Below are 24,722 nucleotides of genomic sequence, written 5' to 3'. Positions count from 1 at the left end.
GGGCGAGCCTCGACGGTCAGGACGCTTCGCAAATCCGCTGGACCGAGAGGGCTGTCATCCCCGGCGCCACCGCAGGTGGCGGGAAGGGGATCCAGGGGCTGACGAGCACGATCCATGGCCCCTTCCCCTCGCTCTGCTCGGCCGGGGATGACAATTGCGGTCATTGCGATGCTTCTCATCTCAATGCATCCAGGCATAGGGGCCGATGCCCCGTTCGTCGATCACCCGCCCTTCCCGGAAGCGCTCCAGGCCGAAATGGGCGATCAGCGGGTGTGGCTCTCCTGTCGCCACCAGATGCGCCGTGGTGAAACCGCCGGCGGGGATCGCCTTGAAGCCGCCATAGCACCAGCCGCCATTGAGGTAGAGGTTGCGCACCGGCGTCGTCGAGATGATGGGATTGCCGTCGGCGGTCATGTCCATCGCCCCGCCCCATTGGCGCAGCACGCGCAGGCGCCCGAGAGCCGGCATCAGCGTGAGGCCGGCCGCCAGCACGTCTTCCACCATCGGCAGGGCACCGCGTCGGGCATAGGAATTATAGCCATCGAGCGCGCCGCCGAAGACGAGGCCGCCCTTGTCCGACTGGCTGACATAGAAATGCCCGGCGCCATAGGTGACGACGCAGTCGATCAGCGGCTTGATCGCCTCGGAGACGAAGGCCTGCAGCACATGGGTCTCCAGCGGCAGGCGGAAGCCTGCCATCGCCGCCAGCAGCGAGGAATGCCCGGCCACGGCGAACAGCACCTTGCCGGCGCGGATGCTGCCGAGGCTGGTCTCCACGCCGGTCACGGCACCGCCCTCGCGCGTGACGCCCGTGACCTCGCACTTCTCGACGATGTCGACGCCGCGCCGGTCGGCGGCACGGGCATAGCCCCAGGCGATCGCATCGTGGCGCACGGTGCCGCCGCGCTTTTGCAGGAAGCCGCCGAGCACGGGAAAGCGGCCATTGTCGACATCGACCAGCGGCACCAGGCGCTTGACGCCCTCCTTGTCGAGCAGTTCGGTATCGACGCCTTCCAGCAACATCTGGTTGGCCCGCCGGGCGAGCAGATCGCGCTGGCCGTCCGCATGGACGAGATTGAGGGCGCCGCGCTGCGAGACCATGGCGTTGTAGTTGAGCTCGGCCTCCAGCCCTTCCCACAATCGCAGCGAAAAATCGTAGAAGCGGATGTTCTCGGGCGAGAAATAATTGGAACGGATGATGGTGGTGTTGCGCCCGACATTGCCGAGCCCGATGCCGCCGCGCTCCAGCACCGCGACATTGGTGATGCCGTGATTCTTGGCGAGATAATAGGCAGTGGCCAGGCCATGCCCGCCGCCGCCGACGATCACCACGTCATAGGCCTGCTTGGGCGCCGCCTTGCGCCAGGCCGGCCCCCAGCCGCGATGCCCGCGCAACGCCTCATAGGCCAGGCGAAATCCCGAATAGGCGGAAGTGATGGCGGACATGGATCCCGAAAAGGCTGCGAGGAGAGCGCTTGCCCGACGCAGGCGCTCTCCCGACTTAAGCACCTCGCCTGCTCTTGGCAACATCGGGCTTACAGGAGAGGGGTGCAGGCAGACACCTGCAATCCCGGGGCCTTCAGTCCCGGAAATAGTCATGCCGGTCAGCTCCGTCGAAATGGCCGCTTCTCATGCAGCACTTTTTGAAACCGGCGGGTGGAACCGCAGGGGCAAAGATCGTTGCGCCCGAGCTTTTCCTGCAGCTCGACATCGCCATGCACGAGGCGCCTGCCCCGTTTCACGCGCGTTTCCGAGGGATAGGATTTCCGGCGTTTGCTGGAGACCTCAAAAGCTCGGCATGTCGTTGAAGTTTCGATATTTCCTCATCATCTCTCTCCTTCTTCCGTCGTTGTCGGCATGTTCGTCACATCACTCGCACCGGATTGCCGCGTTCCACCTGGATGCGGGCGAGCCAGTCGCGGAAGCGGCCGGCATCGCGTTCGCGCTCATGCATGGCCGCCAGCACCGCCCTGAGGCGCGCCACCGCCAGGGTGCGGTTGCGGTGCTGCGAGCGCTCGTCGCGCGCAATGGCGCTCGCCCCGGTCGGCCGATGCACCACGCGCACGGCGCTTTCGGTGCGGTTCTGGTGCTGGCCACCCGGGCCGCCGGCACGCATGGTCTCGAAGACGAGGTCGCTCTCGGCCAGCACCGGCAGAGGCGGCGGTTCGGGCCGGCGATGCACGGCCACGAACCAGTTCTTGCGCCGGTGATGCGGCCGCAGCCGGCTCGCGGCCGTGACCTGGATGGTGCCTTCCCATTCGCGCGCCAGAGCAAGCGCCGCCTCTCCCGCGATGGAGACGAGCAGAGACGGCTTGTCGCCCGCCGGGTTGGCTTCGAGCGCACAATCGAGCCCGCGCCGCATGGCCTCGTCTTCGAGGGCCTTCGCCACCTCGGCCACGGCCAGGCGGCATTCTTTCGGCCCGCGCCCGGCCGTGATGCAGAGAAGGACGGTGCTCATCTGCCCCTCCTGTCCCGCTCACGCCGGATGCGAGCGGTCTTGAAGGTCAGCACCGGCCTGAGCACAGCGACGACGCGCGCCAGGCCCTTCGCCTCCAGATCGGCCACCACCTTGTCGATGTCCTTATAGGCATCGGGCGCCTCCTCCATCAGCAATTGGCGGTCGGTGCAGATGACTTGACCGCCGAGCGGCGTGCGGATGAGGCGGTCGAGGCTGCCGGCCGCTGCCCGCATCCGCCCGCTCATCGAGGCGCGGTCATGCTTGCGTCCCGCGCCATGGGCGAGGGAGGAAAGCGCCTCGTACGGCGGCGCCAGGGGCTCCACCAGATAGGTCAGCGTGCCGCGCGAGCCCGGCACGGGCACCAGCCCGCGATCGGACGGCGCCGCACCCTTGCGATGGAGCACCAGATCGCCCTGGCGCTCCGCCAGATTGTGCGGGCTGTCGATGCGCTCCTCGCCATCGGCCCTGACGGCCTGCAAGGCGCGCCAGGCGATGACGCGGCGGTTCAGCCGCGCATAGCGCAGTGCCGCATCGTGATCGGCGAGATAGTCGGCCCCCGCCCCTTCCAGGGCGAGGCCGGCCGTGCCATCGACATGGTGGCGCGCCCTTACCTCGGCGCCGAAGCCGCGCGAGCCGGAATGCACCAGCAGCGCCAGGCCGCCCGGCGCCAGGCCGGCAGCCATCCCCGCTGCGGCGCCGACGAGGGTCTCCACCGCCTGCACCTCGCAGAAATGGTTGCCGCCGCCCACCGTGCCGATCTGGTCGGCATGGGCGCCGGCGTCGACACCGTGTTCGGCCAGCAGCGCCCTGGCGTCGCCGTCCCACACTCCTTCCAGCGCAGCCAGGCGCTCGACCGCCTTGTCGCGCTTCAGCCGCCGTTCCGGCAGGTCGAGCGGCCAGAACTGCATGCCGCAGCCGATATCGGTGCCGATGATTTCGGGAAACACCACGCCCCTCGCGAGAGCGGCGCAGCCCACCGGACCGTGATGGCCGGGATGAAGGTCGGGCATGCCGGCCACCGCCAGCATACCGGGCCGCCCGGCCAGTTGTTGCAATTGCAAGCGCGCCGCGCCCTCGATCCAGGACGAGGCGGATGCAAACAGGCGGACACGCGCCTGCGCGTCCGCATCGGGAAAATTGCCCATGATCAATCTTTGACGAAAGACGTGCCACGTCAGCACGGAACCCGCGCCTCAGGCGACGGCGGACCGGCAGGACCTCGAAATGAGAAGGCACGTCACCCTGTGGAGCCGCCCCAGGCGTTTTGCGCCGGGCGGTATCGGGTGGTCAGTTTGCAGCCCTGACCGGGCGGAGAGGCATCGTCATGGCCTGGCCCTTTCGTCGCATGGGAGGGAAGATCCCTCGAAGGATGGCTCAGCTAGCAGGAAGCCGGGCGGCGCGCCAGTGCAATCGGGCAACAGGTTCGATCAAAGCGAAGGCGAGGCCTGCGGCGACGCGACATTCTCCCAATTTTTCCGCCATTCCGGTCTTGCCCCGCGCGGCGCATATCTATATGAAGCGCCCGACCAGCTGCGGAGAGGTGGCAGAGTGGTTGAATGCACCGCACTCGAAATGCGGCATGGGGGCAACTCCATCGGGGGTTCAAATCCCTCCCTCTCCGCCATTTATCCCTGAAATCGTTGGTATTCTTGGTTTGAAAGCCGGCGATCTTTCGAGAGGCCTGCTTGAGACGAGATTGGTGACGTGAGCAAATGCACTGTCACCGCAATCCGCTTGCGCCTGTTAGAAATGTCGCTGTGGCCGTACCTATTAGGCCCGTTTGCCCGCCTTCAGTGTTGCAGATGAGCGGAGACAACATCGGTCAATCCCTCAATGTCGAGCCCGTCGAAGCTTCCACACTCCTCATACGGAATCTCGTCATCAGGTGATGACTCGCGTTCCAGGATGGCAGTGTAAACCGGCGAGAGCGTGTCGGTGCAGGCAATGTAGACGAGCCGGCTCGCGTCATTGGGAGAGGCGATACCTATAGCCATATGATCCCCTTCCCAATGATCAGCCAGTTGAAAGAATTGATGGCCCAGGCGATCACGCAAATAGTCGAGCGCTGCAATAATCGCGATGTGTTTGTGCATTGCTCCGGACTCATGATGTCGGAGGATGATGGCTGGTGGCTTGAACTCGTTGGTAATGGCACTTTGGGTGCCCATCAAGTCAGCCGCAACGTGGCCTTTCCTGCCGCAAGCAGCGCGGCGTAGCTGGTCGGGGTTGCGCAACCGCGCAGAGGAGTGCCAGCCAGCATCACTGCGATGGCCGTTCCCCCCGCAACATTGCGCAGATGACGACACCATCCCAATACCCTTCAGCGTTTCGGCCTTAATGCGGTCAACGGCCCCACTTCCCGAAGCCTTCAGCGTTCATAGAATTCTAGATGAAACAGACATGTGCGACATGCCAGCGCAACTGGCAGATAGCCGGAACTTTCAGCACTTCCCTATCTTCAGACAATATGCCAAATGGGGTAGCTTTGATGCGCTGGATCTAATGCTTTGGGGCTATGAGATGTACGGGAATGAGGCTGAACGGGGCAATGTTGTAAGCGCCCCGCTCGTCTATCTTGTCGACGACGACGCGGGTTTTCGCGAAGAAATGGTCGCAGGATTATCGAGGCTAGGCGTGAACGCACATGGGTTTCCCAGTGCCGCAGCCCTGTACCGGGCTTATGCCGCCAGGCCATCGGAAATCGTGGTCCTCGACGTTGGCCTCGAGGATGAAGACGGTCTGTCCATAGCGGCGCATTTGCGGGTCTCCCAGTCGATCGGCATCATCCTGGCGACAGAACGAGATGCCGTAGAAGACAGAATCGTGGCCCTTCAGAAAGGTGCAGATGTCTGCCTGGCCAAACCCATCGATGTTCGGGAACTTGCTGCCACGGTGGCGGCGCTCAACAGCCGCCTCGACAGACATTACCAGGCGCCGCCTTTCCCTCAATTCCCGCAATGGGCTTTGGAGGAAGGAGGCTGGACGCTCACCGACGGCAGGGGTCACCGCCTGCGCCTGACGACCGCCGAGCAGCGCCTCCTGGGACGCTTGTTCCGTGAACGCGGCCACACCGTTGAGCGGAAAGCGCTCGTCGAAGCCATGGGCGCGGATGTCTATGACTTTGACTATGCAAACCTCGACACCATCGTAGGCCGCCTGCGGCAAAGAGCCAAAAAGGCCAATATGCATTTACCCCTGCATGCAATCCGTGGTCGTGGCTTCAACTTCACTGAGTAGGTTTCGATCTTTCTGATCGTAAATTGCATGCTCGTTGAGAGCAAAGCGGCGGGCGGCGGTGAAGCCATTCGGATCGTCCTGCGGTCATGAGGCCAATCTAGACCCGCAGCCGCCGCAAACCGGACTCGGTCGCTCCTCTGCTGGCAACCGAGTCTTTTGTACCGTGATTTGTCGAAAGATTAGAATTTATAGCTGAGACCAAGCGTGCTGGTGACTTGATCCCATCCAATCTTCACGGGCTTGTCGATCAAAGTATTAGCATTCGCAATATAACTGGTTCCATAGGATTTTTCTTGGAAGGCGGTATAGCGGACCTCGGCTCGCAGCAACCAGTTTGCGGTGATGGCATACTCTGCGCCCAGACCGGCTGTCCAACCAATATGGACCTTACTCGAAGAGGTTCTGGCAGACAAACCGGAGACGGGAATTCCACCCTGAGCAAACAGCCCGGTGTTATTGATCAAGTTGGCTTCGGCGATAGCGATGCCGCCAGTCGCGTAGAGCAAGATATTATCAATTGCATAGCCGGCACGCAGACGAACTGAACCTTGCCATTCACTCTTCAAATGAAGACTGCGCTGTACGAAACCCGTCATACCAAGACCAAAAGGGTCATCCTCGCGTGTAGCATGCACGCCAGCTAGTCCATTAGCATGGCCTTTAATGCCAGCATAATCCACGTCACCCTCGACACCGACCACAAGCCCGCTATTGGCGAACTGGTAATTGTAGCCAGCATGCACGCCACCAATAACGCCCTTCACGTCGAATTTATTCGGCATGAATTTGTCATCTGTAATCTCGCAAACCCCCGTCATGACAAGAAAAGTCTGGCCAGGCGGGCATACGAGTGGCGTTCCGCCCATCATAATTGCTCTGTCTCGAGCAATCAGATCATTCTGGTCCACATTTTGCTCGCCCCATCCATATCCCGCATGGAGGCCCGCATAAAAGCCGGTCCAGCTATAGCCGGGCGCCGCAGGAGCGGCCGGCTCCGCCGGGGCGGGCGCGAGATCGGCGGCCAACGCGGCTGATGGAAACAAAACGGCCAAGGCAACTGCCAAAACAAGTCTCAAGATCGCCCCCCACTATTCACTGCGACAGTGATTATTAATCACTATATTTTGCCCTAGAATTTTGGTGATAGTCGAGACATTTTTACTATGATTTGACAGATTTCCGCCAGAAAAACCGGGAATTCTCTAGAATCCAGATCCAATAGAAAATGTAATATCCAGATACTGTCACTATCTTACACATACTGTCGTATAATGCCTTTGCTTTGGGGTGACGCACTAATGTTTGCGCGGTGCGACTGACCTTTCGATGTAGGTCTCCCGCAATTCGAACATTGGGTGTTCCGCTTTCCAGGCAATCGTCATCCCGAAGTCGGCGCTCGCGGTCTCGGCAGGCTGGCCATTCTCCTTCAAGCCGATTGCGCCGGCTTCCCGGAAAGGGTTGCGGCGGTATCAAGCACCTTCACTGCAAAGCCGGTGACATCAGGCGGCGGGCGGGTGCCCCGACGCGATTGTCACGTCGGAACGGCCAACATATCGTTGGTTATCGCCAGGAGCCGCCGAGGCCGATCGTGGATCCACGAGACAGAACGATTCACTGCCGCATCCACGGCCGGCAGCCGGCGGCCTTCGTCTGCCAGCACATCGTCCACGGTGCCCGAGACGGCTATCGTGTCGGCTTCTGGTTCGGCGACGATCCGGTGAATCCCAGATCCGATGCCTGGTGCGATGCCTGCGAGGCTCGCCTGGCGAAGGCCAACTATGTCTGGGGCGATGAAGCCGAAGCGCAGGCGGGCGTAACCGTTGTCTGCGGCGCCTGCTGCGACTCCGCCCGGAACTTTCACTTGGGGGTCCCGCGCCAACCAGCATAGCGGCGGGAAACGCTCGCGCCGCCCCTTCCCGGGGGCTATAGCCGGCTGCGCAGTTCCGCTAGGTCGGCAGCGAACCAGATGTCCCGGCCGCGATTGGCTTCCCGCACGAAGTCGCGCAGGGCGTCGCTCTCGGCGATCCAGGCCGAGATATCGCCGAGCACGGCGAGACGCAGGCGGTAATTGACGAATTTCTGCACCACGGCGCCGGCGAGCCGCGTGCGGAGGCGGAAGAAATCGTCGGCGAGCCGGGCGACGGGGATCGCCACCATCGTCGCTTCCAGCTCCCAGGCCTTGCCGAGAAAATCGTTGATATCGCCTTCGCCGGCCAGCTTCTCGCCCTCCTCGGCGCAGACCAGCACCCGGACGCCCCGGATCTCCTCGACTCTGTCGTTCACGGTCGCTCTCCCAAGGGCTTCGTCACGGCGGCATGCACCGGCGGCCTCTATCTCAGACGATCTCGTAGATGTGATATTGGTCGCCCGTCACCTGCGGAAAGTCCCGGCGCCGAAAGGCGGGCGGCACCTCGCCGTCCACCAGGGCGATGTCGACATTGGAGATATAGAAGCCGCCCTTCGCCATCAAACCGGGCAGATAGGCGATGATGTCGGCCACGATCGGCACGGCGCCGTGCCTGTCCTTGAGGCCGAGGTCGGAATGGGCCAGCGCAGCCTTGCGCGGCAGGCGCTCGGCGGCGGTGCGGATGGTGTCGGCGATATCGCCGAGGAAGAGCAATTCGTCCGCCGGGCGCACGAAGACATTGGGGCTCACCCTGATGTCGAAGGCATAGATGTCTCGATCGGGGAAGTTCTGGCGCAAATGGTCATAGGTCCGGCCGTGGCCGAGGCCGAATTCGAGCACCGGCCCCTCGACGCCCCGGACGAGCTCGACGGCGAGGTCGAGGCAGTTGCGCTGGGCCGTCATGCGATTGATGAAATTATCGAGGTAGCTCATTATCCATTTCACATCATTGTAGAAATCCCGGCCAAGTGCCGGGAGTAGGCTTCCGGATGCTGCTTCCGAACCGGATATGCCGGTCGTCATAAGCCAGCGGCCCGGAGCGAGGCAAGCGATCCTGCAGGGTTGGGCAACGCCGGGCAGCCCGGCGGCCGCGACATGCGGGTCTCTTCCAATGTCCGTCAAATTTGCCGGTGTGCGCGAACATAGCGTAGCGGCTAAGTTGATTCTGCGAACGGCGCGGCAATCTCCGAACAGATCCCCTCCCTGCCGTGTTGTTCGCGTCTTTCCAGCTCGTCTCTCTCTCGTCTAACCTCCCAGCCCGCGCAAGCGGGCTTTTTCTTTTCCTGCCAGGATTGAGCGGGGGACCGGGTTGCACCAGCTTCCGTTCGGTTATCCCCGGGAATAGGGAATGCCGATCTCGGCTCGTTCCAGCAGCCACTCCCAGTGGCCCCGGGCATAGCCGCGCGAGACGTCGGCCAGGAGCTTGGTCATCTCGGCCTCGATCGCAGCGATCTCGGCCATGGCGTGGCTGTTGGCGACCAGCAGGACGCGCACGGCCATGCGCGCATCGCCGTCGCAATCGGCGATGACGCGCTCCACGTCCGCCTCCAGATCCTCCGGGAAAGCCTGTTCGGCTTTGCTGGCTTGCGACGTCATTGGCGGATCTCCCTGTTCGGAAAACTGAAATCGGCTGGTATCTCGCTCCACCGTGACGATGCACGAGCCCGCCCCGGCCCGGTTCCCGCCGCTGCCGGCAAACCACTGGACGACTTCGGAATCGAGACCGGAAAATTAGGCGAGGGCCCCGTGGCTGTCGAGCATTTTGTTCATGATATGTTCCGATATCGACAGCGTCGGAGACGCCCACCCGAGGTTCTGCGCAGCACACGCGCGGCAGCTTCAAAAATTTTTCACTCGAAGCACGGAACCAAATCCCGGCCGGCCGGTTCAATTCGCAGTCGGATGCCTTGAGACCGTTCCTGGCATTCGAGCGGGCCCGCCCGCATGACTTCGAGCTGTTGACGCACTCGTAGTTTCTTCGGGCTTTGTGGCCCGACCCAACGACCCAACTGCCGGGTGCCCCCGCATCCGGCTTTTTCTTTGGCCGGTCGGCACCGGACTCAATTGCGCAGCACTGCGCAGCTGCCACCGGCCCGGTGCAGCTTGTCGCAGATGAGGCCCGCCTCGCGCATGGTGCGGGCCGGCAGCCGGACACGGTAGAAGGCCCGCCGGCCGCGCCCGGCCATGCGCGTGCCGATGATCAGCGTCTCCCGGCCCGACAGGATGGCCGGGAAGCGCTTGACCGCCCGCTCATAGGAGGCGATGGCGATCGCCTTGGAGAAATTGCCGGAGAGCTGCACGCCGAAGGGCGCATAGGGGCCCTCGATCAGGCGTGGCGCTTCCTTGCGCACGGCAGTGACCACAGCGAGGCAATTGACCGGCCTAGCTGGTTCCTCCCTCCGCTTGAGACCGTCGTCCGAGGCCCAGTCATAGACGCTGCGATGGGTGATGAAGCGGACATAGGCCTCGGTTTCCGCCGGCAGATAGCGCTGCCGCGAGAACCAGTCCGACAGGCGCTTGGGTCCGGCATTGTAGGCCGCGAGCGCCAGCCCCCAATTGCCGAACTGGTTCTTCAGGGCGGTGAGATAGGCGGCGGAGGCCGGTATCGCCTTTTCGGGATCGAAGGGATCGTCGAGCTTCCATTCGGCTGCCGTGCCCGGCATGAACTGGGCGATGCCCTGGGCACCGGCGCTCGAGGTGACGCCGGGCCGGAAACTGCTCTCGCGCCAGATCAGGCGCGTGAAGAGCTCGGTCGGAATGTCGTTGGCGCGCGCCGAGGTCTCGATCAGGCGGCAGATCGCCTCGTCCAGGCTCTCCTGGCGGGCCTCCGCCCGGCCTGCCACGGCCATGCAAGCGAAGGCCGCGAGAAGCAGGATCGTCGCAAGAAAAAGCCGAAAGGTCACAAACAAGGCCCCGCCACTGCCAGCGCGGCTTTCTCTATCGCCGCAGCCGGGCTCCTCGGCAAGTGCTTCCGCCCCTGGATTCTCATCTCCCGACAGCTGGCTCGCGGGCAATGACCCATGACGCCGTGCCTGCCTTGCCAGGATCGCGTGGACTGGTGCAAACAGGACATCCCGCCAATTGGAAGTTCCATCATGACGAGATGTCATTGGGCCGTCGCCGCTCTCGCCTGGTTCGCAGCCGCCACCGGCACGGCCCTGGCCGCCTCCGACTTCGATCCCACGCCATTGCTGCCCGTGTCGATCGAGGACGCCGACCGCACCCGCCTGATGAATTTCGAAGCGACGCGCCGCAGCGCCATCGATGCGGTGCTCGGCTCCAATGCCCGCCATACCGCGGACGGCATGGCCCTGGAGGAGATCCTCGCCGGCGAGCCCAGGCCGATCGCCAATACGCGCGAACTCGTCGGCACCTGGCGCTGCCGCAGCGCCCAGCTCGACGATGGCTCGAAGGCCAATGACGGCAAGGGCAGCGTCTATGCCTATCCCTATTTCAAATGCGCGATCAGCGAACGCGGCGGCAAGCTGTTCTTCGCCAAGATCAACGGCTCCCAGCGCGTCAGCGGCTTTCTCTACCGCGTCAGCAACACCCGCTTCGTCTTCCTGGGCGGCAACGCCAATGGTGACGACCCGCCGGTCGCCTACGGCGCCTCGCCCAAATCCGATGCGGTGGCCTATCTGTTCAAGGCCGGCCCGCGCAAGTTGAGGCTGGAAATGCCGCAGACCTGCTGCAGCACGCTCGAGATTCTCGAACTGGTGCGCTGAGGCGACAAATCAAGCATCTCGGGCAGAGCGGCAAGGCCGCCGCCACGACACATGCGCCGCACCGCAACAAGTCTTGCCGATTCATCACCAAAGATCGGCATGACTATCCATTGGTGAAAACGCAAACAACGACTTCCGAGCCGCCAATCTTCATGCTAAGCACCTCAAAAATGGCGCTGGGGAAGTGACATGAAAATTGCAACAGCCTTCGTTTTTAGTCTTATCATTACCACCCTAAGTATAAGTAGTTCCTTTTCCGAAGATTTACCATCTGGACAAGAGGCTCGGGTTCAGCAGCTCATCGCTATTCAAAAATCCCTCAAACCTAAATATGACACAGTCCAAATTCCACTTGCTGAGGCAACTCTTCAGCTCGGAAAAGACTACTACTTCCTCAATTCGGAAGATTCCAGGAAAGTGATCGTCGACGCCTGGAAGAACCCGCCCAGTTCTGCAAATAATGTCCTGGGAATGATCTTCAAGGACGGAACCAATTTCGCCGACGCACAATGGGGCGCGGTCGTCACCTATAAGCCGGAGGGCTACGTCTCCGACGAAGACTCCAAGACGGCCGACTATGATGCCGTCCTCAAGCAATTACGCGAGGGTGAAGACCAGGAAAACGCCGATCGCGCGAAGCAGGGCTATGAGCCGATACATATCGTCGGCTGGGCACAGCCGCCCTCCTATGATCCAGTGCGCCATACGCTGATCTGGGCCCAGAACCTGCACTTTGGCAACCAGACCGACAACACGCTCAACTATGATGTGCGCATCTTGGGTCGCCGCGGCCTCCTCAGCCTCAATATGATCTCGACCATGTCGAGCCTTCCCGAAGTCAGTGCGGCAGCGACCAGCCTCGCCAGCCTCGCAACCTACAAGTCCGGTGCACGCTACGAAGATTTCTCGCCGTCCTCCGACGCCAAAGCCGAATATGGTCTTGCCGGCGTGGTCGCCGCCGGGCTCGGCGTTGCCGCGGCCAAGAAGCTCGGTCTCCTCGCCCTACTGCTGGCCTTCGGCAAGAAGTTCTTTGTTTTCATCTTCTTGGCGGCGGCGGGATTGCTCGGCTCGGTGAAACGGCTTTTCGCACGCAGGAGCTGATCTCGGGGACGCGGCAAGCGCCACCCGCCCCCCCCCTTACGCCTCGAAAGCCGCCCGATCCAGCGTCAGGAGATCGCCGATGCGCTCGATGGTGACGTCGGGCTTGGGCTCGATGGTGCTCATATCCGCCTCCAGGGCGTAGTGGCCCTGGCGCACGAAGATGGTGGTGAGCTTGTCGCCCATCACCGCCTTCATCTTGGCGAGCAGGCGGGGCTTGTCGTCCACCATGGCGTAATGCTCGGCCGGATAGTGGCGCTGCACGGAGCCTAGCATCTGCTCCTTGTGCAGATAGATCATCACCCGCCCTTCCACCGCATCCCACAGGCCGGCGCGCTGCACCTTGCGCGGCTGGAACACGATGTCGCCATCCGAAAGCACGGCAGGGGCGCTGAAACCCTTGAGATGGGCGATCGCTTCCAGCGCCTTCGGAAAGACGCGTTCGGCGAAGGGATATTCCAGGAGGAATTTCGACATCTGCAGCAGGTCGGGGTCGTCGTCCAGCCCGGCGCGGAAGAGCTGGAGCGCCGCCAGGTAGTCGGCATAGCCGTATTCGTCGCGGATCTTGCCGTAGATCGCCCAGTAGCGCGCGCGCTGATCGGCCCCGAAAGCTTCCTCGATATGGTCGCCGAGGTCCTCGCCGAAGCGGTCATTGTCGAGCAGCGTGTTGTCGACGTCGAGAAGGACGACGAGCTTGCGGTCAGCGGACACGGCGAACTCCTATGATTTTACGCGAAATGGGGACAGGGTGCGGACGGGACTGCGCTATCGCCCCATCCGATTCCAGGCATCGAGGCCCGCGATCTTGTAGGCCTCGGCGAGGGTTGGATAGTTGAAGGTGTTCTCGATGAAATAGTCGATCGTGCCTTTGAGGTTGAGCACGGCCTGGCCGATATGGATCAGTTCGGTCGCCCCCTCTCCCAGGATGTGCACGCCGAGCAGGCGGCGCGTCTTGGTCGAGAAGATCATCTTCATGATGCCGCTGTCGAGCCCCATGATGTGGCCGCGCGAAGTCTCCCGCAGCCTGGCGATGCCGACTTCGTAGGGAATGCCCTTCTGGCGCACCTCCTCTTCCGTCAGCCCCGTCGTGGAGATCTCCGGTACCGAATAGATGCCATAGGGGAAATATTCCGGCGGCGGCGGCGGATCGAGGCCGAAGGCGTGGCAGGCGGCCACTCGCCCCTGCTCCATCGAGGTGGAGGCGAGGCTGGGAAAGCCGATGACGTCGCCAGCCGCATAGATATGCGGCACCTCGGTCTGCAGGGTGGCGGGCGTGACGCCGATGCGTCCCCGGTGATCGGTCTTCAGGCCGGCCGCATCGAGGTTCAGCCTGTCCGTATTGCCGACGCGCCCGGCAGCGAACATCAGCATCTCCGAGGATACCCTGCGCCCGTCCCCCAGCTTGGTGACGACGCGGCTGTCCTCGCGCTCGATCGAGACCACCGGAGAGCCCAGGCGCAGCGAGACGTTGCGGTCCCGCAGCTCATGCATAAACTCCTCGATCAGTTCCTTGTCGATGAAATCGAGGAAGCTCGAGCGCGGTTCGATCAGCGTGACGGCGACATCGAGTGCGCTGAAGATGGTGGCATATTCGACGCCGATCACCCCGGCGCCGATCACGGTGAGGCTGCGCGGCAACCGGGGCAGCTCGATGATCTCGTCGCTGTCGAAGACATTGTCCGCATTGAACGGCACGTAGTCGGGGCGGAAGGGGCGCGTGCCGCAGGCGATCAGGATGTAGTTCGCCGTTACCGTGCTCTTGGTTCCGGTCTCGGTGGTGATCTCGATTTCGTGCGGGCCGAGAAAGCGCGCCTCGCCGCGGGCCGTGCGTACGGTGTTGCGGCTGAACTGATGCTCCAGCACCTCGACCTCGTGGTCGAGCGTCTTCTGCAGACGCACCATCAGGTCGGTGGCGCCGATATCCTGCTTGACCCGATAGGCCCGGCCATAGAAGCCGCGCTCGCGCCAGCCCGACAGGTTGAGCACCGTCTCGCGCAGCGTCTTGGAGGGAATCGTCCCGGTATGCACCGACACGCCGCCGACGCGCCGGCCCTTCTCCACCACCAGGACCGACTTGCCGAGCTTGGCCGATTGTACGGCGGCACGCCGGCCGGACGGGCCCGAGCCGATGACGAGCATGTCATAATCATACATGGAGGGAAGTCTCTAGGCGGTTGGAACGAAGTGTCGAAAAGGCGGGAAATGCCCCGCAGCATCGTCATGCTGCATGACAGCATGAATGCACATAGGGGCCTCGCCTGCCAAGAGACAAGAAAAAATGCCACGGCGACATCAGGCGTCGGGCGGCAGGCCGATGGCGGCAAGGCGATCGAGAAGGCGCCGATGCAGTTGCTCCGACAGGCCGGCCACCGAGAAAACCAGGGCATGAAACCAGGGATTGGCATGGCCGATGTCGAATTCGAAGCCGACCACATGGCGCTCGTCGCGCCCGGCGATATCCCACAGAGCGGTAACCATGGCGTCGCCAGCGTCGTCGAAGTTCCCCTGTCCGTGGCGTTCCTCGACAAGGCGGAGCGAAAAGCGATACGTCCGGAGCGGGTGCTTCCCCTCCTGTCGTCTCCCCGCGGGATCGGGACAGGCGATCATCGCGCACCCGAATCCGGTGTCTGGGACTGGAGAAGCTCACCCGTTTCGGCGTCGCGCAGGCATACGACATCGGACAGGTGGAAGACGTGAACCTCCCGCTGCTGATGCACCGACTCGCGTGACGTGTTGCAGGTGACATGTTCCCACCAATCGCCCGCATCGCGGCACCAGGCGATATCGTAGACGAGCAATTCGCGGCCGTCGGCCATGCAGACGAGGGTGGCTTGCCCGTCCCGGTGCTGCAAGGTCTTGCGCAAGGGAGCCCCATATCCAGCCGTGATCGGGCCCCACCCCTGCTGCTCGATCGTCACGGCAGTATCCCAGGCTTCGTCATCGGCCGGCACCAGAGGCTGCCGACGCCACGTCCGCGACCGCCGTCGACCAGGCAGGATCCTCGTGCCTGGCCCAATAGGCCTCGAGCAGCGCCCTCGTGACCGGTCCCATGCGCCCCTCTCCGACGGCGGCGGCATTGATCCGCGTCACCGGCATGATGCCGCCGGCGGTCGAGGTGACGAAGACTTCGTCGGCAGCCAGCGCCTCGGCTGCCGGCACGACCCGTTCCTCCAGCGGAAAGCCGAACTCGGCGGCAAGGTCGATGGCGGTCTGGCGCGTGACGCCGCGCAGCACGCCGCGGTCCGGCGTGGCGATCCGACCCTGGCGGACGGTGAAGATGTTGAAGCCGGGGCCTTCGGCAAGATTGCCCCCGGCATCCGTCAGCACGGTACTCTGGGCGCCACGGTCATAGGCGTCGTAGAGGCCCATGACGAAATCCAGCCAGTGATAGTTCTTGACGGTGGGATCGACCGAATCCGGCGGGATGCGGCGGATGTCGGACAGCACGATCGAAAGCCCGGCCTCGCGCTGTTCGGGCTTGAGGATCCAGCCGAAGGGAATGGCAAAGCAGATCAATTGATTACAGGCCTCGCGAAGATCGCGCGAGAAGGTCGGCGAGGTGCCGCGCGTCAGCACCATCTCGACATAGGCATCCTCCAGACCGGAGCGGGCGACGCATTCGGCGAGGATCCGGGCCAACTCGCCGGGCGAGACCGGTAAAGTGAGGCGCAGCCTGTCGGCCGAGCGCGCGAAGCGCTCGATATGGCTGTCGAGACGGAAGAAGCGGCCCTTCCAGACATGCACGACGTCATAGGTCGCATCCGAATGCAGGAAGCCCCAGTCGAGCACCGAAATCTTGGCTTCCGACATCGGCACGAAGGCGCCATCGATATAGGCTGTTCCGGCAGGATAGTTCATGCGACCTCGCTCTTGCCCCAACGGCCTTCAATCGGAATCGGGCCTGTGCGATCTGCGCCCGGCAATGAAAATAATTCAAGGCCGATGTCGCCCTCCGGCAGGCTCGTTCGTCGTCACGATAGGAGGCCGAGAAAGTCGGCCAGGCAGGAAACCGATGCGATGACAATCACCATCACGGCCTTTGAGCGTTCGCCCGACGGTGGCAAGGGACTGGCGCGCGATACGCGCGTTCGCTGGGCGCTCGAGGAAGTGGGCCAGCCTTATGAGGTTCGCCTGGTTTCGTTCGCAGACATGAAGGCGCCCGGCCATCTGGCCCTCCATCCCTTCGGCCAGATTCCCACCTATGAGGAGGGTTCTCTGTGCCTGTTCGAGACCGGCTCGATAGTATTTCATCTCGCCGAGCAGCATGAGGGCCTGCTCCCGAAGGGGCGCGATGCACGGGCGCGGGCGATCACCTGGATGTTTGCCGCGCTCAACACCGTCGAACCGCCGATCCTCGAACTGGTGACAGCCAGGATATTCGAAGCCGACAAGCCTTGGAGCGAGGAGCGCCTGCCGCTGGTCAAGGACCGTGTTCGCGCCCGGCTCGACCAACTCTCGACTCGCCTGGGCGCTGCCGACTGGCTCGACGGCGCGTTCAGCGCGGGCGATCTCCTGATGGTATCCGTGCTGCTACGCCTGAGACCATCGGGCCTCCTGGACGAATATCAAAACCTGGCGGCCTATGTCGCTCGCGGCGAAGCCCGGCCCGCCTATATAAGGGCTTTCGACGCGCAATTTGCGATCAACGCGCCCTCACCCCGCCGACCATGAGCCGGAAGACCGAGCCGGCACCGGGGACAACGACTTAACTTGGCGCCGGGGTATGGCCGCGAATGCGCCAGCCGAGCGTGAGCGGGGTTTCGGGCTCGATCGTGAGCGCCGTGCGCACGCCGGCAAGCGCAATGGGATTGTCCGAGGCGGCGATCACCGATCCGAAATCGAAGGCCGAGGCCACCGGTTCGACGCCGACGCACAGATGCCGCCCGTTCCAGGGCGGAAACTTGCGCCCGCGATTGCTCATCCATAGCAGGCAGGACGGCAGCTTCGCCGTGTCCCAGGAAATATCCCAGGCGACGCGGTCGTGCTCATCGACGAGATGCACACCGCCTTCGATGCCGCAGAGCTGCAGGATGTCCTCGCGGTCATCGGCGAAGGGCAGCCTGTCGAAACGCTCGCTGCCGCCCGCCTTCACCGCGACATCGGCAAGTGTCGCGAACCGGCGGTCCGGTTCGGCCCGCGCCGCCGGCTCCGCGACCGGATGGGTCAGGCCGAACCGATAGGGGCCGGGCTCGATGCGGAAGGATCCCGGCGCACCGCGCAGGGCGAAATTGGGATGAAAGCCGAAAGGTCTGATGCAGCGGCGCCGGGCTCGGATCTCGACACAGACCTCCAGCCCCGCCTGGCCATCGATCGGCCGGATCGTGCGGGTGATGCGTTCGATGGGCGAGTCGCCGGGATAATCGAGGCCGAGGATGATCGCATCCTGCGTGCGCGACACCAGGCTCCATTCGGACGCCGCGCTGTAGCCATGCAGCAGGTGGTCGCTCGGGCCCAGCGCATGGGCGGCCTCCGGCAACGAAGCATCGACCAGCCCCCGCCAGGCACCGACCAGGGCGTCATCGCTGCCGTAGAGCCGCCCGAAGGGCAGACAGGGCCAATCGCCGCGCAGATTGTCCAGGCCCGGCTCGACCGCCTCGCCGGCCGTGATCCAGGGCGCCTCGTGGAAGGGTTCGACGAAGCGGCCATCCTCGAGGCGAAAGCGCGTACGGCCCAGGGCGGCGGCGCCGGCATGTACCGTCACCTGGCCATGCGACCAGTCGAGCGACCAGGTTTGCGGCATATGGATATGTCCGATTGTTGGAAGGGGTGCGAGCCGGCAACGACAGACCGTCACTCTGCTTCAGTCATCCCGTGCGCGATGCAGCATGCAATGCTGCTTCGCAGACACGGGACCGTCAAATCACAAGGACGCCTTATGCGGAGGACGATCCCGGATTTGCACCGCATCACTATGTGCTGCGATGCGTCCGGGATGACCCGTGGGCAGGCACCCCCGTCTGCAGTTTTTAGAACTTGAATTCCTCGACATTGGCCGGCGTGACGATCTTGGCGGGACCGAGCACCACCTCACCCTTTTCGCCCACCGTATAGTCGCCGAGCCGCCCAGCCTTGAACTTGTCGCCCGGCTTGCCCTCGATCTTGCACTGCGCCAGTTGCTGGGCGCCGTAATAGGTCAGGTAGCCGAGATCCTTGACGTTCCACCAGATATCCTGGACGGAGCCGTTCTGGATGTATTTCTTGATCAGCGTGGCCGGCGCCAGGCCCGTCAGCTTGACCTTGCCGAGGCTACCCGCCTGTTCGAGGGCGCGCGCCGCGGCCGGCAGGCCGATGCCGGCGGGAATGATGATGCCCTTGAGGTTCGGGAAGGCCTGGACGAGGGCCAGGGCCTGCTGCTGGTTGACCTGCTCGCTCTCCTGCCCATAGGCGATCTGCACCAGCTTCATCTTGGCGAATTTCGGTTCCTTCATCTTGTTCTTGATGAAGTCGATCCAGGCATTCTGGTTGGTGGCCGTCGGCGTGGAGGAGAGGATGGCGAAATCCCCCTCATAGCCGATCATCTGACCCATGCTTTCCAGCATCATCTCGGCCAGGCTGTCGCCCTTGGCCTGGTTGAAGAAGAGCGAGCGGGCCGCTTCCGAGACGTCGGAATCGTAGGAGACAATCTTGACGCCCTGCTTGGCGGCGCGCTTGAGGGCGGGCGCCACGGCATTGGCGTCATTGCCGGAGATGGCGATGACGTCGACCTTCTGGGACACGAGATTGTTGATGAACTCGATCTGGGCTTCGGCGGTCGCCTGGGACGGCGCCTGCTGGATCACCTTGCCGCCGATCTCCTTCTGGGCCTCCTCCGCCCCGGTCCTGGCGACCTGGAAATAGGGGTCGGTGTCGAGCTTGGGCAGGAAGCCGACGGTAACCGGCTCCTTGGCGCATTTCTCGGCCGCGAGGGCCGGGACCGCTGCGCCGAGCAGGATGGCCGTGGTCAGGATCAGGTGTGTTCTCATCGCTCTTTTCATCGCTGTTCTCATGGGCTCGTCTCCTCCTTCACGCCTTTTCGAGGTCGTTGTTGGTCTACGCTTTCAGTCAGGTCGTCCGTTCCGGCCCTTTCGGCAGGCCGGCTGTCTTGAACTTTGCCTGGAGACCGCCATAGAGGCGCTGGGCCGTGGTGCTGAGCAGCAGCGAGAAGATCAGCAACAGCCCGATGACGGTGCCCTGCGCATCGCCGCCGATCTGGCTCAGGCCCAGCACGTTGCGCAGCGTGGCGATCAGCACCAGCGCCAGGAACACGCCGGTGAGCTTGCCCTTGCCGCCGAAGACGCTGACGCCGCCGAGCAGCGCGATGGTGATCACGTCGAGTTCCAGGCCGATGGCATTGTCGGCCCGCGCATTGGCGAGGCGGGCGGTGAAAACGATGGAAGCGATGGCGCAGATGAAGCCGCTGAGCACGAACAGGCCGAGGCGGATGCGCGCCACCCGCACGCCGGCGTAGAGCGCCGTATCGGGGCTGCCGCCGATGGCATAGATGCGCCTGCCGATGCCGCTCATCTGCAGGAGGACGGCAAATACCGGCGCCAGCACGAGGAAGGGCACGATCGTCCAGGGAATCGGCGTGTCACCCAGCGTATCGATGCCGAAATCGGTGAAGCTTTCGGGAAACTCGTTCACCGAGCCGGTGCCGAGCAGGATGTAACCGATGCCGCGGAACATCGCCATGGTGCCGAGGGTGACAACCAGCGACGGCAGGCCGAGATAGGTGACCAACACGCCGTTGAAGGCGCCGGCCAGGATGCCCGCCAGCAGCGCCAGCGCGATCGCCCCCTCCAGCGGCAGGCCCTCGCGGATCAGCAGGCCGAAGACTACGCTGCACAGGGCCAGGATGCTGGCAACCGACAGGTCGATCTCGCGGGCGATGATCAGCAGCACCATGGGCAGCACGATGAGGGCGCGCTCGGATGCGCCGGCAATGGCCTGCGAGATGTTGAAGACCGTGGCGAAGTTCGGCACCGCGAAGACCGCATAGGCGAGCACCGCCAGCGTCAGCAGGGCCAGGAAATTCTCCCAGCTGGCGATCCTTTCGACGAGGCTGGTCTTCATCGTGCCCTCCGTCCCTGCTGGGTCCGCCGCCCGATCACGGTGTCGACACCGATGGCGAGCAGGATGACGAGGCCATAGACCCCCTGCAGCCAGAGCGGATCGACGCGCACCAGCGTCAGGCCGTTCTGGATCACCAGGAGCGTCAGCGCACCAAGCGCGACGCCCAGCACCGTTCCGGCACCGCCCCTGATGGCGACGCCGCCGACCACCACCGAGGCGATCACGGTGAGCTCGAAGCCGAGCGCCACGCGGGCATCGATGGTGGCGTAGCGCGAGGCCCACAAGGCGCCGTCGAAACCGGCGAGCAGGCCCGCCAGCATGAAGGCGCCGAGGACGAGCGCGGTGCGGCGAATGCCGATCAGGGCGGCTCCATCCGGATTGGAACCGATGGCATAGAGCTCCCGGCCAACCGGCCAATGCTTCAGGATCGCGCCGATCGCAACCAGGCAGGCAAGGGCAATGAGGATCACGGCCGGAATGCCGGCGATACGGGCGCTGGTCATGTCGAGCCAGGCCTGTGGCACCTGGTCCGCGCTGATCTGCCGGCCGCCCGCCCACAGGCTGTTCAGGCCGCGGAAGACCGAGAGCGTGCCGAGCGTGACCACGATCGCCGGCACGCGGCCAAGGGTCACCACCAGCCCGTTGAGGGCGCCGCAGGCGAGGCCGATGGCGCAGGCCGTGGCGACGCCCAGCAGCACAGAGCTTTCGGGATGGGCGTGCATGAAGCTGGCGGCGCCATAGGCCGACAGGCCGATCACCGAGGCCACCGACAGGTCGATGTTGCGTGTGAGCAGGACCAGCATCTGGGCCACGGCGACGATCATGAGGAGCGCCGCATCCATGGCGATGGCGGTGAGGTTCTCGGGGCTGACCATGCGCGGATTAAGGAACATCACCGGCAGGACCACGGCCGCCATGGCGCCGACCAGCCCGACCTCGCGCCGGCGCAGCAGCGCCTTGAGCCAGCCAGCCTTGGCCTCCTCGGTCTTGGCGGCCTCATCGCGCCGCATTTGCGGAGCCTCGATGGCCAAGGCGCCGCCGGCATCGGTGGCCGCGCGGATCACCTTTTCCTGATCAGCCTCTGCGCGTGTGAAGGAGCCGGCCATCCGGCCCTCGCGCAGCACGACGATGCGGTCGCACATGCTCACCAGTTCCGGCAGTTCGGAGGAGATCAGGATGATCGCGAGGCCCTGCTGGGCCAGTTCGGCGATCATGGTATGGACCTCGGACTTGCTCTCGACATCGATGCCCTGGGTGGGCTCGTCGAGGATGAGGAGCCTGGGCTGGGTGGCGAGCCATTTCGACAGCACCACCTTCTGCTGATTGCCGCCCGAGAGCGTCTTTACGGGCTGGTCGAAGCTGCGGAATTTCAGTTTCAGCCGCTTGAGATGCGGTTCGACCAAGGCGAGTTCCTGCCGCCGCATCACCAACCCGGCCATCGTCGCCTTCTCGATCACCGGCAGGGAGGCATTGTCGAGAATGGGAAAATCCATCACCAGGCTCTGGCCGAGCCGGTCTTCCGAGACATAGGCGATGCCGGCGGCCATGGCGGCGGGCGGGTCGGCGAAGGCCACCGCCTTGCCCGCCATCTCGATGCTGCCGGCCGTCGGCTGGTCGATGCCGAACAGCACGCGGGCAATCTCGGTGCGCCCGCCCCCGACCAGCCCGCCGAGACCGAGGATCTCGCCGGCCCGGACATTGAAGGAGACATCGTCGAACGCCCCTTCGCGCGACAGGCCGGAGACAGCGAGCACCTCCGCGCCAGGCTTGGACTCCCATTGCGGATAGATGGCCTTGAGCGGCCGCCCGATCATCATCTGCACGGCCTGGTCACGGTCGAGTTCAACAGCCCGCTTCACGCCGATCAGATGCCCGTCACGCAGCACGGCGATGCGGTCGGCGATGCGGTAGATCTCCTCCATGCGATGGCCGACGAACATCATCGCCACCTGCCGCGCCTTGAGATCGGCGACCACGGCGAAGAGGCGCTCGACCTCGCGCTGGGACAGGGCCGCCGTCGGCTCGTCCATGATCAGCACCTTGGCATTGACCGACAAGGCGCGGGCGATCTCGACCAATTGCTGCTCGGAGGTGCGCAGCTCCTTCAAGGGATCCTCGGGCGAGCATTGCAGCCCGACGACATCGAGCAGGGCGCGCGCCTCCTCGCGCATGCGCTCATAGTCTATGCGGGCCAGCGAGCGTCGCGGCATGTGGCCAACGAAGATGTTCTCGAACACCGTCAGGTCGCCGAACAGGCCGGGATGCTGGTGCATCACCGCAATGCCGCGGCGCTGTGCCTCCAGCGGCGACCAATGCTCCACCGGCTGGCCACCGATGATCACCGCCCCCTCGTCCGGCCTGTAGACGCCGGCGAGCAGCTTGACGCAGGTGCTCTTGCCCGCGCCGTTCTCGCCCAGCAGGGCCAGTACCTCGCCGGGCAGGAGATCGAAACTGGCATGGGAAAGGGCGATCGTCCCCCCGAAACGCTTGGAGGCATTCGCCAGGCCGGCAGCCGCGACGGGAGACGCGATCGAGGCTCCGAAATCCTCATCGGCCAGGCAGCTCTTCATGGCATTGCCCGCCAGCGATGACGCGACCGAGATACGCCCACCATCATCGTCCCCTCACCTTTAATTATTAAAGCAAATGGATATATCGATGCTCCCGAACTGTCAAGCGCGGGACCGCCCCGCTAGCCCGCGCCGATATAGGTCTTCAGGCTGGCTCGGCCGATACCCGGCGCCTTGGCCTTCACCAGCGTGGCGCTGTCAGGCGCGAACATGGCGTAGAGCGGCAAGATGGCCGCACCGATGGCCGCCGCCCGCGGCCCCATGGTGCCAACCTCGATCGCGGGTGCAAACAGGCCTTCGGGCACGATTTCCCCGAAGCGACGCGACACCGTCTCGACCGTACGCTGCAGGATGGCGGCCGGCAGGATGCCGTCGATCACGATGGCCGAGACATCGACCACGGCGATGGCACCGACGATCGCCTGAGCCAGGGCATCGGCGCAGTCATCGATCCACTCGCCGAGAAAGGGCTCGGCCTTCTCGCCGATTTCATCGAGCTCGAGAGCCCGTCGGATCGGCACGCCGTTCTGGCGCAGATGGTTGGTGAGCACATAGATCGAAGCCCGGCGCAGCAGGATCTCGAAAGGCCCTTTCGGCGCCGGCACGCTCGACAGCAGCGAAGGCGTCACCGGATAGGGACCGAAGGCCGCCGAATTGCCGTTCGGGCCGGTTTCCAGATTGCCGTTGATAATCAGCCCGCCGCCAATGAAGGTGGAGATGAACAGATAGATGAAGTCCCGCACCTCGCGGCCCCGACCATAGACAAGCTCGGCCGTCGCCGCGCCGGAGGCATCGTTTTCGAAGAACAGCGGCAGGTCGATGCTGTCGCCCAGGGCCTTGGCGAAGTCGAAATCCTCCCAGGCCTGGGTGATCGAAGCCGGCATGCCCAGTTCCTTGGTCCAGCTGTCCATGAAATAGGGCATCGCTACCCCGACACCGACCACCCGGCCGCGCAGATCGGGCGCCAGGCCGGCCCGGAAGGTGCGGACATAGGCAGCCGCCAGTTCCGCCACCATCTGCGGCTCGGGGTATTCGTATTCGCTGGTCTCCATGCGCAGGGTCCGGCCGGTGAAATCAACCAGCACGGCATCGAAGGCCCGCCGGCCGACATGCAGGCCGATCGAAAAAGCGCCGTCGGGCGCTGGCGCATAGAGAGTGGAAGGCTGGCCGACCTGTCCGGCTCGCTTGCCCTCATGGCGGACCAGCCCGACTTCCTCGAGATGGTCGACGATGACGGCGACGGCCTGGGGCGTGAGATTGGCCGAGCGGGCAAGCTCAGCCTTGGAAGCCTGGCCGAGGCGCTGCAGGGCCTCGAGCACCACACGCTCATTGTAGCGCCGCACCTGGACGGAATTGCTGCCCTTGCGGCTCGCGGGCGCGTTCGGCTGGGACATGATCGCCATCGTGCTCCAAGGAATGAAGGATCTTGAGCCGGTAAGATCCTTCAATTATTAAAGCACTATGCTTAATTATCAAGCAGGAGATGAAACGTCGGAGGGGAATGCCTCCCGGGATTGCAGGCCTCACCTGCTCTTGGGACGCCTGCTCTTGGAAACTGCGAGCGTGGAAGAAAGGAAGATGCAGGCGAAGACGCCTGCGCAGACTGCTGACAAACCCCGTCATTTTTTGGCGGGGTTATTTCATGTGTTTGATGCAAGGGTTTGAGTGTCAGGCTT

The 24,722-nt window shown here is 63.8% G+C and carries 25 protein-coding genes and 1 tRNA gene; 5 read left to right on the top strand and 21 right to left on the bottom strand.

What is annotated here, in order from left to right:
* Nucleotides 1–180 precede the first annotated feature (180 nt).
* From U1R88_RS27960 to U1R88_RS27945, 4 genes are all read right to left on the bottom strand, one after another.
* The gene (locus U1R88_RS27960; protein ID WP_322434214.1) at nt 181–1,446 is read right to left on the bottom strand and encodes a sarcosine oxidase subunit beta family protein; all 1,266 of its coding nucleotides are present in this window, start codon (nt 1,444–1,446) and stop codon (nt 181–183) included.
* Nucleotides 1,447–1,604: 158 nt separating this feature from the next.
* On the bottom strand, nt 1,605–1,721 hold the full coding sequence (locus tag U1R88_RS27955) for an SEC-C metal-binding domain-containing protein (protein ID WP_322434266.1): 117 nt from the start codon (nt 1,719–1,721) through the stop codon (nt 1,605–1,607).
* Nucleotides 1,722–1,864: 143 nt separating this feature from the next.
* Entirely contained in the window at nt 1,865–2,458 is a 594-nt protein-coding gene (gene prfH, locus U1R88_RS27950; RefSeq protein ID WP_068293415.1) for a peptide chain release factor H, read from the bottom strand.
* Nucleotides 2,455–3,603: an RNA ligase RtcB family protein gene (locus U1R88_RS27945; RefSeq protein WP_322434213.1), complete on the bottom strand. Its 1,149-nt coding sequence runs from the start codon at nt 3,601–3,603 to the stop codon at nt 2,455–2,457. Before U1R88_RS27945 ends, prfH begins: the two co-directional genes overlap by 4 nt.
* Before the next feature lie 389 nt (nt 3,604–3,992).
* Here U1R88_RS27945 and U1R88_RS27940 point away from each other — a divergent pair.
* A tRNA-Ser gene (locus U1R88_RS27940) sits at nt 3,993–4,082 on the top strand.
* A gap of 166 nt (nt 4,083–4,248) precedes the next feature.
* On the opposite strand, the gene U1R88_RS27935 is transcribed toward U1R88_RS27940, so the two are convergent.
* Nucleotides 4,249–4,626, bottom strand: coding sequence for a hypothetical protein (locus U1R88_RS27935; protein WP_322434212.1), 378 nt, complete (start codon nt 4,624–4,626; stop codon nt 4,249–4,251).
* A 232-nt stretch (nt 4,627–4,858) separates the two neighbouring features.
* Between U1R88_RS27935 and U1R88_RS27930 the strand changes: the two genes are divergently transcribed.
* Nucleotides 4,859–5,695 (top strand): response regulator transcription factor, encoded by an 837-nt coding sequence (locus U1R88_RS27930; RefSeq protein ID WP_322434211.1) that lies wholly within the window; start codon nt 4,859–4,861, stop codon nt 5,693–5,695.
* 179 nt (nt 5,696–5,874) lie between these two features.
* Here the strand turns inward: U1R88_RS27930 and U1R88_RS27925 are convergent, their stop codons facing one another.
* From U1R88_RS27925 to U1R88_RS27900, 6 genes are all read right to left on the bottom strand, one after another.
* A complete protein-coding gene (locus tag U1R88_RS27925; protein ID WP_322434210.1) occupies nt 5,875–6,771 on the bottom strand; it encodes an outer membrane protein in 897 nt (298 codons plus the stop codon).
* A gap of 455 nt (nt 6,772–7,226) precedes the next feature.
* Nucleotides 7,227–7,556 (bottom strand): hypothetical protein, encoded by a 330-nt coding sequence (locus U1R88_RS27920; protein ID WP_322434209.1) that lies wholly within the window; start codon nt 7,554–7,556, stop codon nt 7,227–7,229.
* Nucleotides 7,557–7,618: 62 nt separating this feature from the next.
* Nucleotides 7,619–7,978 carry a DUF4180 domain-containing protein gene (locus tag U1R88_RS27915; RefSeq protein ID WP_322434208.1) on the bottom strand — a complete coding sequence of 120 codons (360 nt, stop codon included), beginning with the start codon at nt 7,976–7,978 and terminating at the stop codon, nt 7,619–7,621.
* A 52-nt stretch (nt 7,979–8,030) separates the two neighbouring features.
* Nucleotides 8,031–8,534, bottom strand: a complete 504-nt coding sequence (locus U1R88_RS27910; RefSeq protein ID WP_322434207.1) for a class I SAM-dependent methyltransferase — start codon at nt 8,532–8,534, stop codon at nt 8,031–8,033.
* Nucleotides 8,535–8,930: 396 nt separating this feature from the next.
* Nucleotides 8,931–9,197 carry a hypothetical protein gene (locus tag U1R88_RS27905; RefSeq protein ID WP_322434206.1) on the bottom strand — a complete coding sequence of 89 codons (267 nt, stop codon included), beginning with the start codon at nt 9,195–9,197 and terminating at the stop codon, nt 8,931–8,933.
* A 464-nt stretch (nt 9,198–9,661) separates the two neighbouring features.
* Complete coding sequence (locus U1R88_RS27900) at nt 9,662–10,504, bottom strand: lytic transglycosylase domain-containing protein (protein ID WP_322434205.1); 843 nt, start codon at nt 10,502–10,504, stop codon at nt 9,662–9,664.
* 192 nt (nt 10,505–10,696) lie between these two features.
* Here U1R88_RS27900 and U1R88_RS27895 point away from each other — a divergent pair, with 192 nt between their 5' ends.
* Both U1R88_RS27895 and U1R88_RS27890 read left to right on the top strand, forming a co-directional pair.
* On the top strand, nt 10,697–11,326 hold the full coding sequence (locus tag U1R88_RS27895; protein ID WP_068293484.1) for a DUF4893 domain-containing protein: 630 nt from the start codon (nt 10,697–10,699) through the stop codon (nt 11,324–11,326).
* Between the two features lie 189 nt (nt 11,327–11,515).
* On the top strand, nt 11,516–12,427 hold the full coding sequence (locus U1R88_RS27890; RefSeq protein ID WP_322434204.1) for a DUF2167 domain-containing protein: 912 nt from the start codon (nt 11,516–11,518) through the stop codon (nt 12,425–12,427).
* Between the two features lie 36 nt (nt 12,428–12,463).
* On the opposite strand, the gene U1R88_RS27885 is transcribed toward U1R88_RS27890, so the two are convergent.
* From U1R88_RS27885 to U1R88_RS27865, 5 genes are all read right to left on the bottom strand, one after another.
* Nucleotides 12,464–13,135, bottom strand: a complete 672-nt coding sequence (locus tag U1R88_RS27885; protein ID WP_322434203.1) for an HAD family hydrolase — start codon at nt 13,133–13,135, stop codon at nt 12,464–12,466.
* A gap of 54 nt (nt 13,136–13,189) precedes the next feature.
* Entirely contained in the window at nt 13,190–14,578 is a 1,389-nt protein-coding gene (sthA, locus tag U1R88_RS27880) for a Si-specific NAD(P)(+) transhydrogenase (protein WP_322434202.1), read from the bottom strand.
* A gap of 138 nt (nt 14,579–14,716) precedes the next feature.
* Complete coding sequence (locus tag U1R88_RS27875; RefSeq protein WP_322434201.1) at nt 14,717–14,902, bottom strand: hypothetical protein; 186 nt, start codon at nt 14,900–14,902, stop codon at nt 14,717–14,719.
* A gap of 125 nt (nt 14,903–15,027) precedes the next feature.
* Nucleotides 15,028–15,375, bottom strand: a complete 348-nt coding sequence (locus tag U1R88_RS27870; RefSeq protein WP_322434200.1) for a hypothetical protein — start codon at nt 15,373–15,375, stop codon at nt 15,028–15,030.
* A complete protein-coding gene (locus U1R88_RS27865) occupies nt 15,362–16,282 on the bottom strand; it encodes an aminotransferase class IV (protein ID WP_322434199.1) in 921 nt (306 codons plus the stop codon). The genes U1R88_RS27870 and U1R88_RS27865 overlap by 14 nt, the downstream gene beginning before the upstream one ends.
* A gap of 159 nt (nt 16,283–16,441) precedes the next feature.
* On the opposite strand from U1R88_RS27865, the gene U1R88_RS27860 reads away from it, so the two are divergent.
* Entirely contained in the window at nt 16,442–17,095 is a 654-nt protein-coding gene (locus U1R88_RS27860) for a glutathione S-transferase family protein (protein WP_322434198.1), read from the top strand.
* A 34-nt stretch (nt 17,096–17,129) separates the two neighbouring features.
* Here the strand turns inward: U1R88_RS27860 and U1R88_RS27855 are convergent, their stop codons facing one another.
* The 5 genes from U1R88_RS27855 to U1R88_RS27835 form a co-directional block, all read right to left on the bottom strand.
* A complete protein-coding gene (locus U1R88_RS27855) occupies nt 17,130–18,164 on the bottom strand; it encodes a hypothetical protein (RefSeq protein ID WP_322434197.1) in 1,035 nt (344 codons plus the stop codon).
* 226 nt (nt 18,165–18,390) lie between these two features.
* Nucleotides 18,391–19,386: a rhamnose ABC transporter substrate-binding protein gene (locus U1R88_RS27850; protein ID WP_322434196.1), complete on the bottom strand. Its 996-nt coding sequence runs from the start codon at nt 19,384–19,386 to the stop codon at nt 18,391–18,393.
* Between the two features lie 79 nt (nt 19,387–19,465).
* Nucleotides 19,466–20,476 carry an ABC transporter permease gene (locus tag U1R88_RS27845; RefSeq protein ID WP_322434195.1) on the bottom strand — a complete coding sequence of 337 codons (1,011 nt, stop codon included), beginning with the start codon at nt 20,474–20,476 and terminating at the stop codon, nt 19,466–19,468.
* Nucleotides 20,473–23,046, bottom strand: a complete 2,574-nt coding sequence (locus U1R88_RS27840) for an ATP-binding cassette domain-containing protein (RefSeq protein ID WP_322434194.1) — start codon at nt 23,044–23,046, stop codon at nt 20,473–20,475. The genes U1R88_RS27845 and U1R88_RS27840 overlap by 4 nt, the downstream gene beginning before the upstream one ends.
* 122 nt (nt 23,047–23,168) lie before the next feature.
* Nucleotides 23,169–24,440, bottom strand: coding sequence for an ROK family transcriptional regulator (locus U1R88_RS27835; RefSeq protein ID WP_322434193.1), 1,272 nt, complete (start codon nt 24,438–24,440; stop codon nt 23,169–23,171).
* Nucleotides 24,441–24,722 lie beyond the last annotated feature (282 nt).

It is taken from the genome of Labrys sedimenti (assembly GCF_034424805.1).
Lineage (GTDB): Bacteria > Pseudomonadota > Alphaproteobacteria > Rhizobiales > Labraceae > Labrys > Labrys sedimenti.
This window is presented reverse-complemented; position numbering and strand designations above follow the sequence as displayed.

What these genes read in the sequence shown, in the direction of transcription:
- U1R88_RS27960 (WP_322434214.1), bottom strand. Translation starts at nt 1,446, where the DNA reads ATGTCCGCCATCACTTCCGCCTATTCGGGATTTCGCCTGGCCTATGAG.
- U1R88_RS27850 (WP_322434196.1), bottom strand. Translation starts at nt 19,386, where the DNA reads ATGAGAACACACCTGATCCTGACCACGGCCATCCTGCTCGGCGCAGCG.
- U1R88_RS27855 (WP_322434197.1), bottom strand. Translation starts at nt 18,164, where the DNA reads ATGCCGCAAACCTGGTCGCTCGACTGGTCGCATGGCCAGGTGACGGTA.
- U1R88_RS27910 (WP_322434207.1), bottom strand. Translation starts at nt 8,534, where the DNA reads ATGAGCTACCTCGATAATTTCATCAATCGCATGACGGCCCAGCGCAAC.
- U1R88_RS27935 (WP_322434212.1), bottom strand. Translation starts at nt 4,626, where the DNA reads ATGGGCACCCAAAGTGCCATTACCAACGAGTTCAAGCCACCAGCCATC.
- U1R88_RS27860 (WP_322434198.1), top strand. Translation starts at nt 16,442, where the DNA reads ATGACAATCACCATCACGGCCTTTGAGCGTTCGCCCGACGGTGGCAAG.
- prfH (WP_068293415.1), bottom strand. Translation starts at nt 2,458, where the DNA reads ATGAGCACCGTCCTTCTCTGCATCACGGCCGGGCGCGGGCCGAAAGAA.
- U1R88_RS27890 (WP_322434204.1), top strand. Translation starts at nt 11,516, where the DNA reads ATGAAAATTGCAACAGCCTTCGTTTTTAGTCTTATCATTACCACCCTA.
- U1R88_RS27840 (WP_322434194.1), bottom strand. Translation starts at nt 23,046, where the DNA reads ATGAAGAGCTGCCTGGCCGATGAGGATTTCGGAGCCTCGATCGCGTCT.
- U1R88_RS27865 (WP_322434199.1), bottom strand. Translation starts at nt 16,282, where the DNA reads ATGAACTATCCTGCCGGAACAGCCTATATCGATGGCGCCTTCGTGCCG.
- U1R88_RS27875 (WP_322434201.1), bottom strand. Translation starts at nt 14,902, where the DNA reads ATGGTTACCGCTCTGTGGGATATCGCCGGGCGCGACGAGCGCCATGTG.
- U1R88_RS27905 (WP_322434206.1), bottom strand. Translation starts at nt 9,197, where the DNA reads ATGACGTCGCAAGCCAGCAAAGCCGAACAGGCTTTCCCGGAGGATCTG.
- U1R88_RS27930 (WP_322434211.1), top strand. Translation starts at nt 4,859, where the DNA reads ATGTGCGACATGCCAGCGCAACTGGCAGATAGCCGGAACTTTCAGCAC.
- U1R88_RS27895 (WP_068293484.1), top strand. Translation starts at nt 10,697, where the DNA reads ATGACGAGATGTCATTGGGCCGTCGCCGCTCTCGCCTGGTTCGCAGCC.
- U1R88_RS27845 (WP_322434195.1), bottom strand. Translation starts at nt 20,476, where the DNA reads ATGAAGACCAGCCTCGTCGAAAGGATCGCCAGCTGGGAGAATTTCCTG.
- sthA (WP_322434202.1), bottom strand. Translation starts at nt 14,578, where the DNA reads ATGTATGATTATGACATGCTCGTCATCGGCTCGGGCCCGTCCGGCCGG.
- U1R88_RS27835 (WP_322434193.1), bottom strand. Translation starts at nt 24,440, where the DNA reads ATGTCCCAGCCGAACGCGCCCGCGAGCCGCAAGGGCAGCAATTCCGTC.
- U1R88_RS27945 (WP_322434213.1), bottom strand. Translation starts at nt 3,603, where the DNA reads ATGGGCAATTTTCCCGATGCGGACGCGCAGGCGCGTGTCCGCCTGTTT.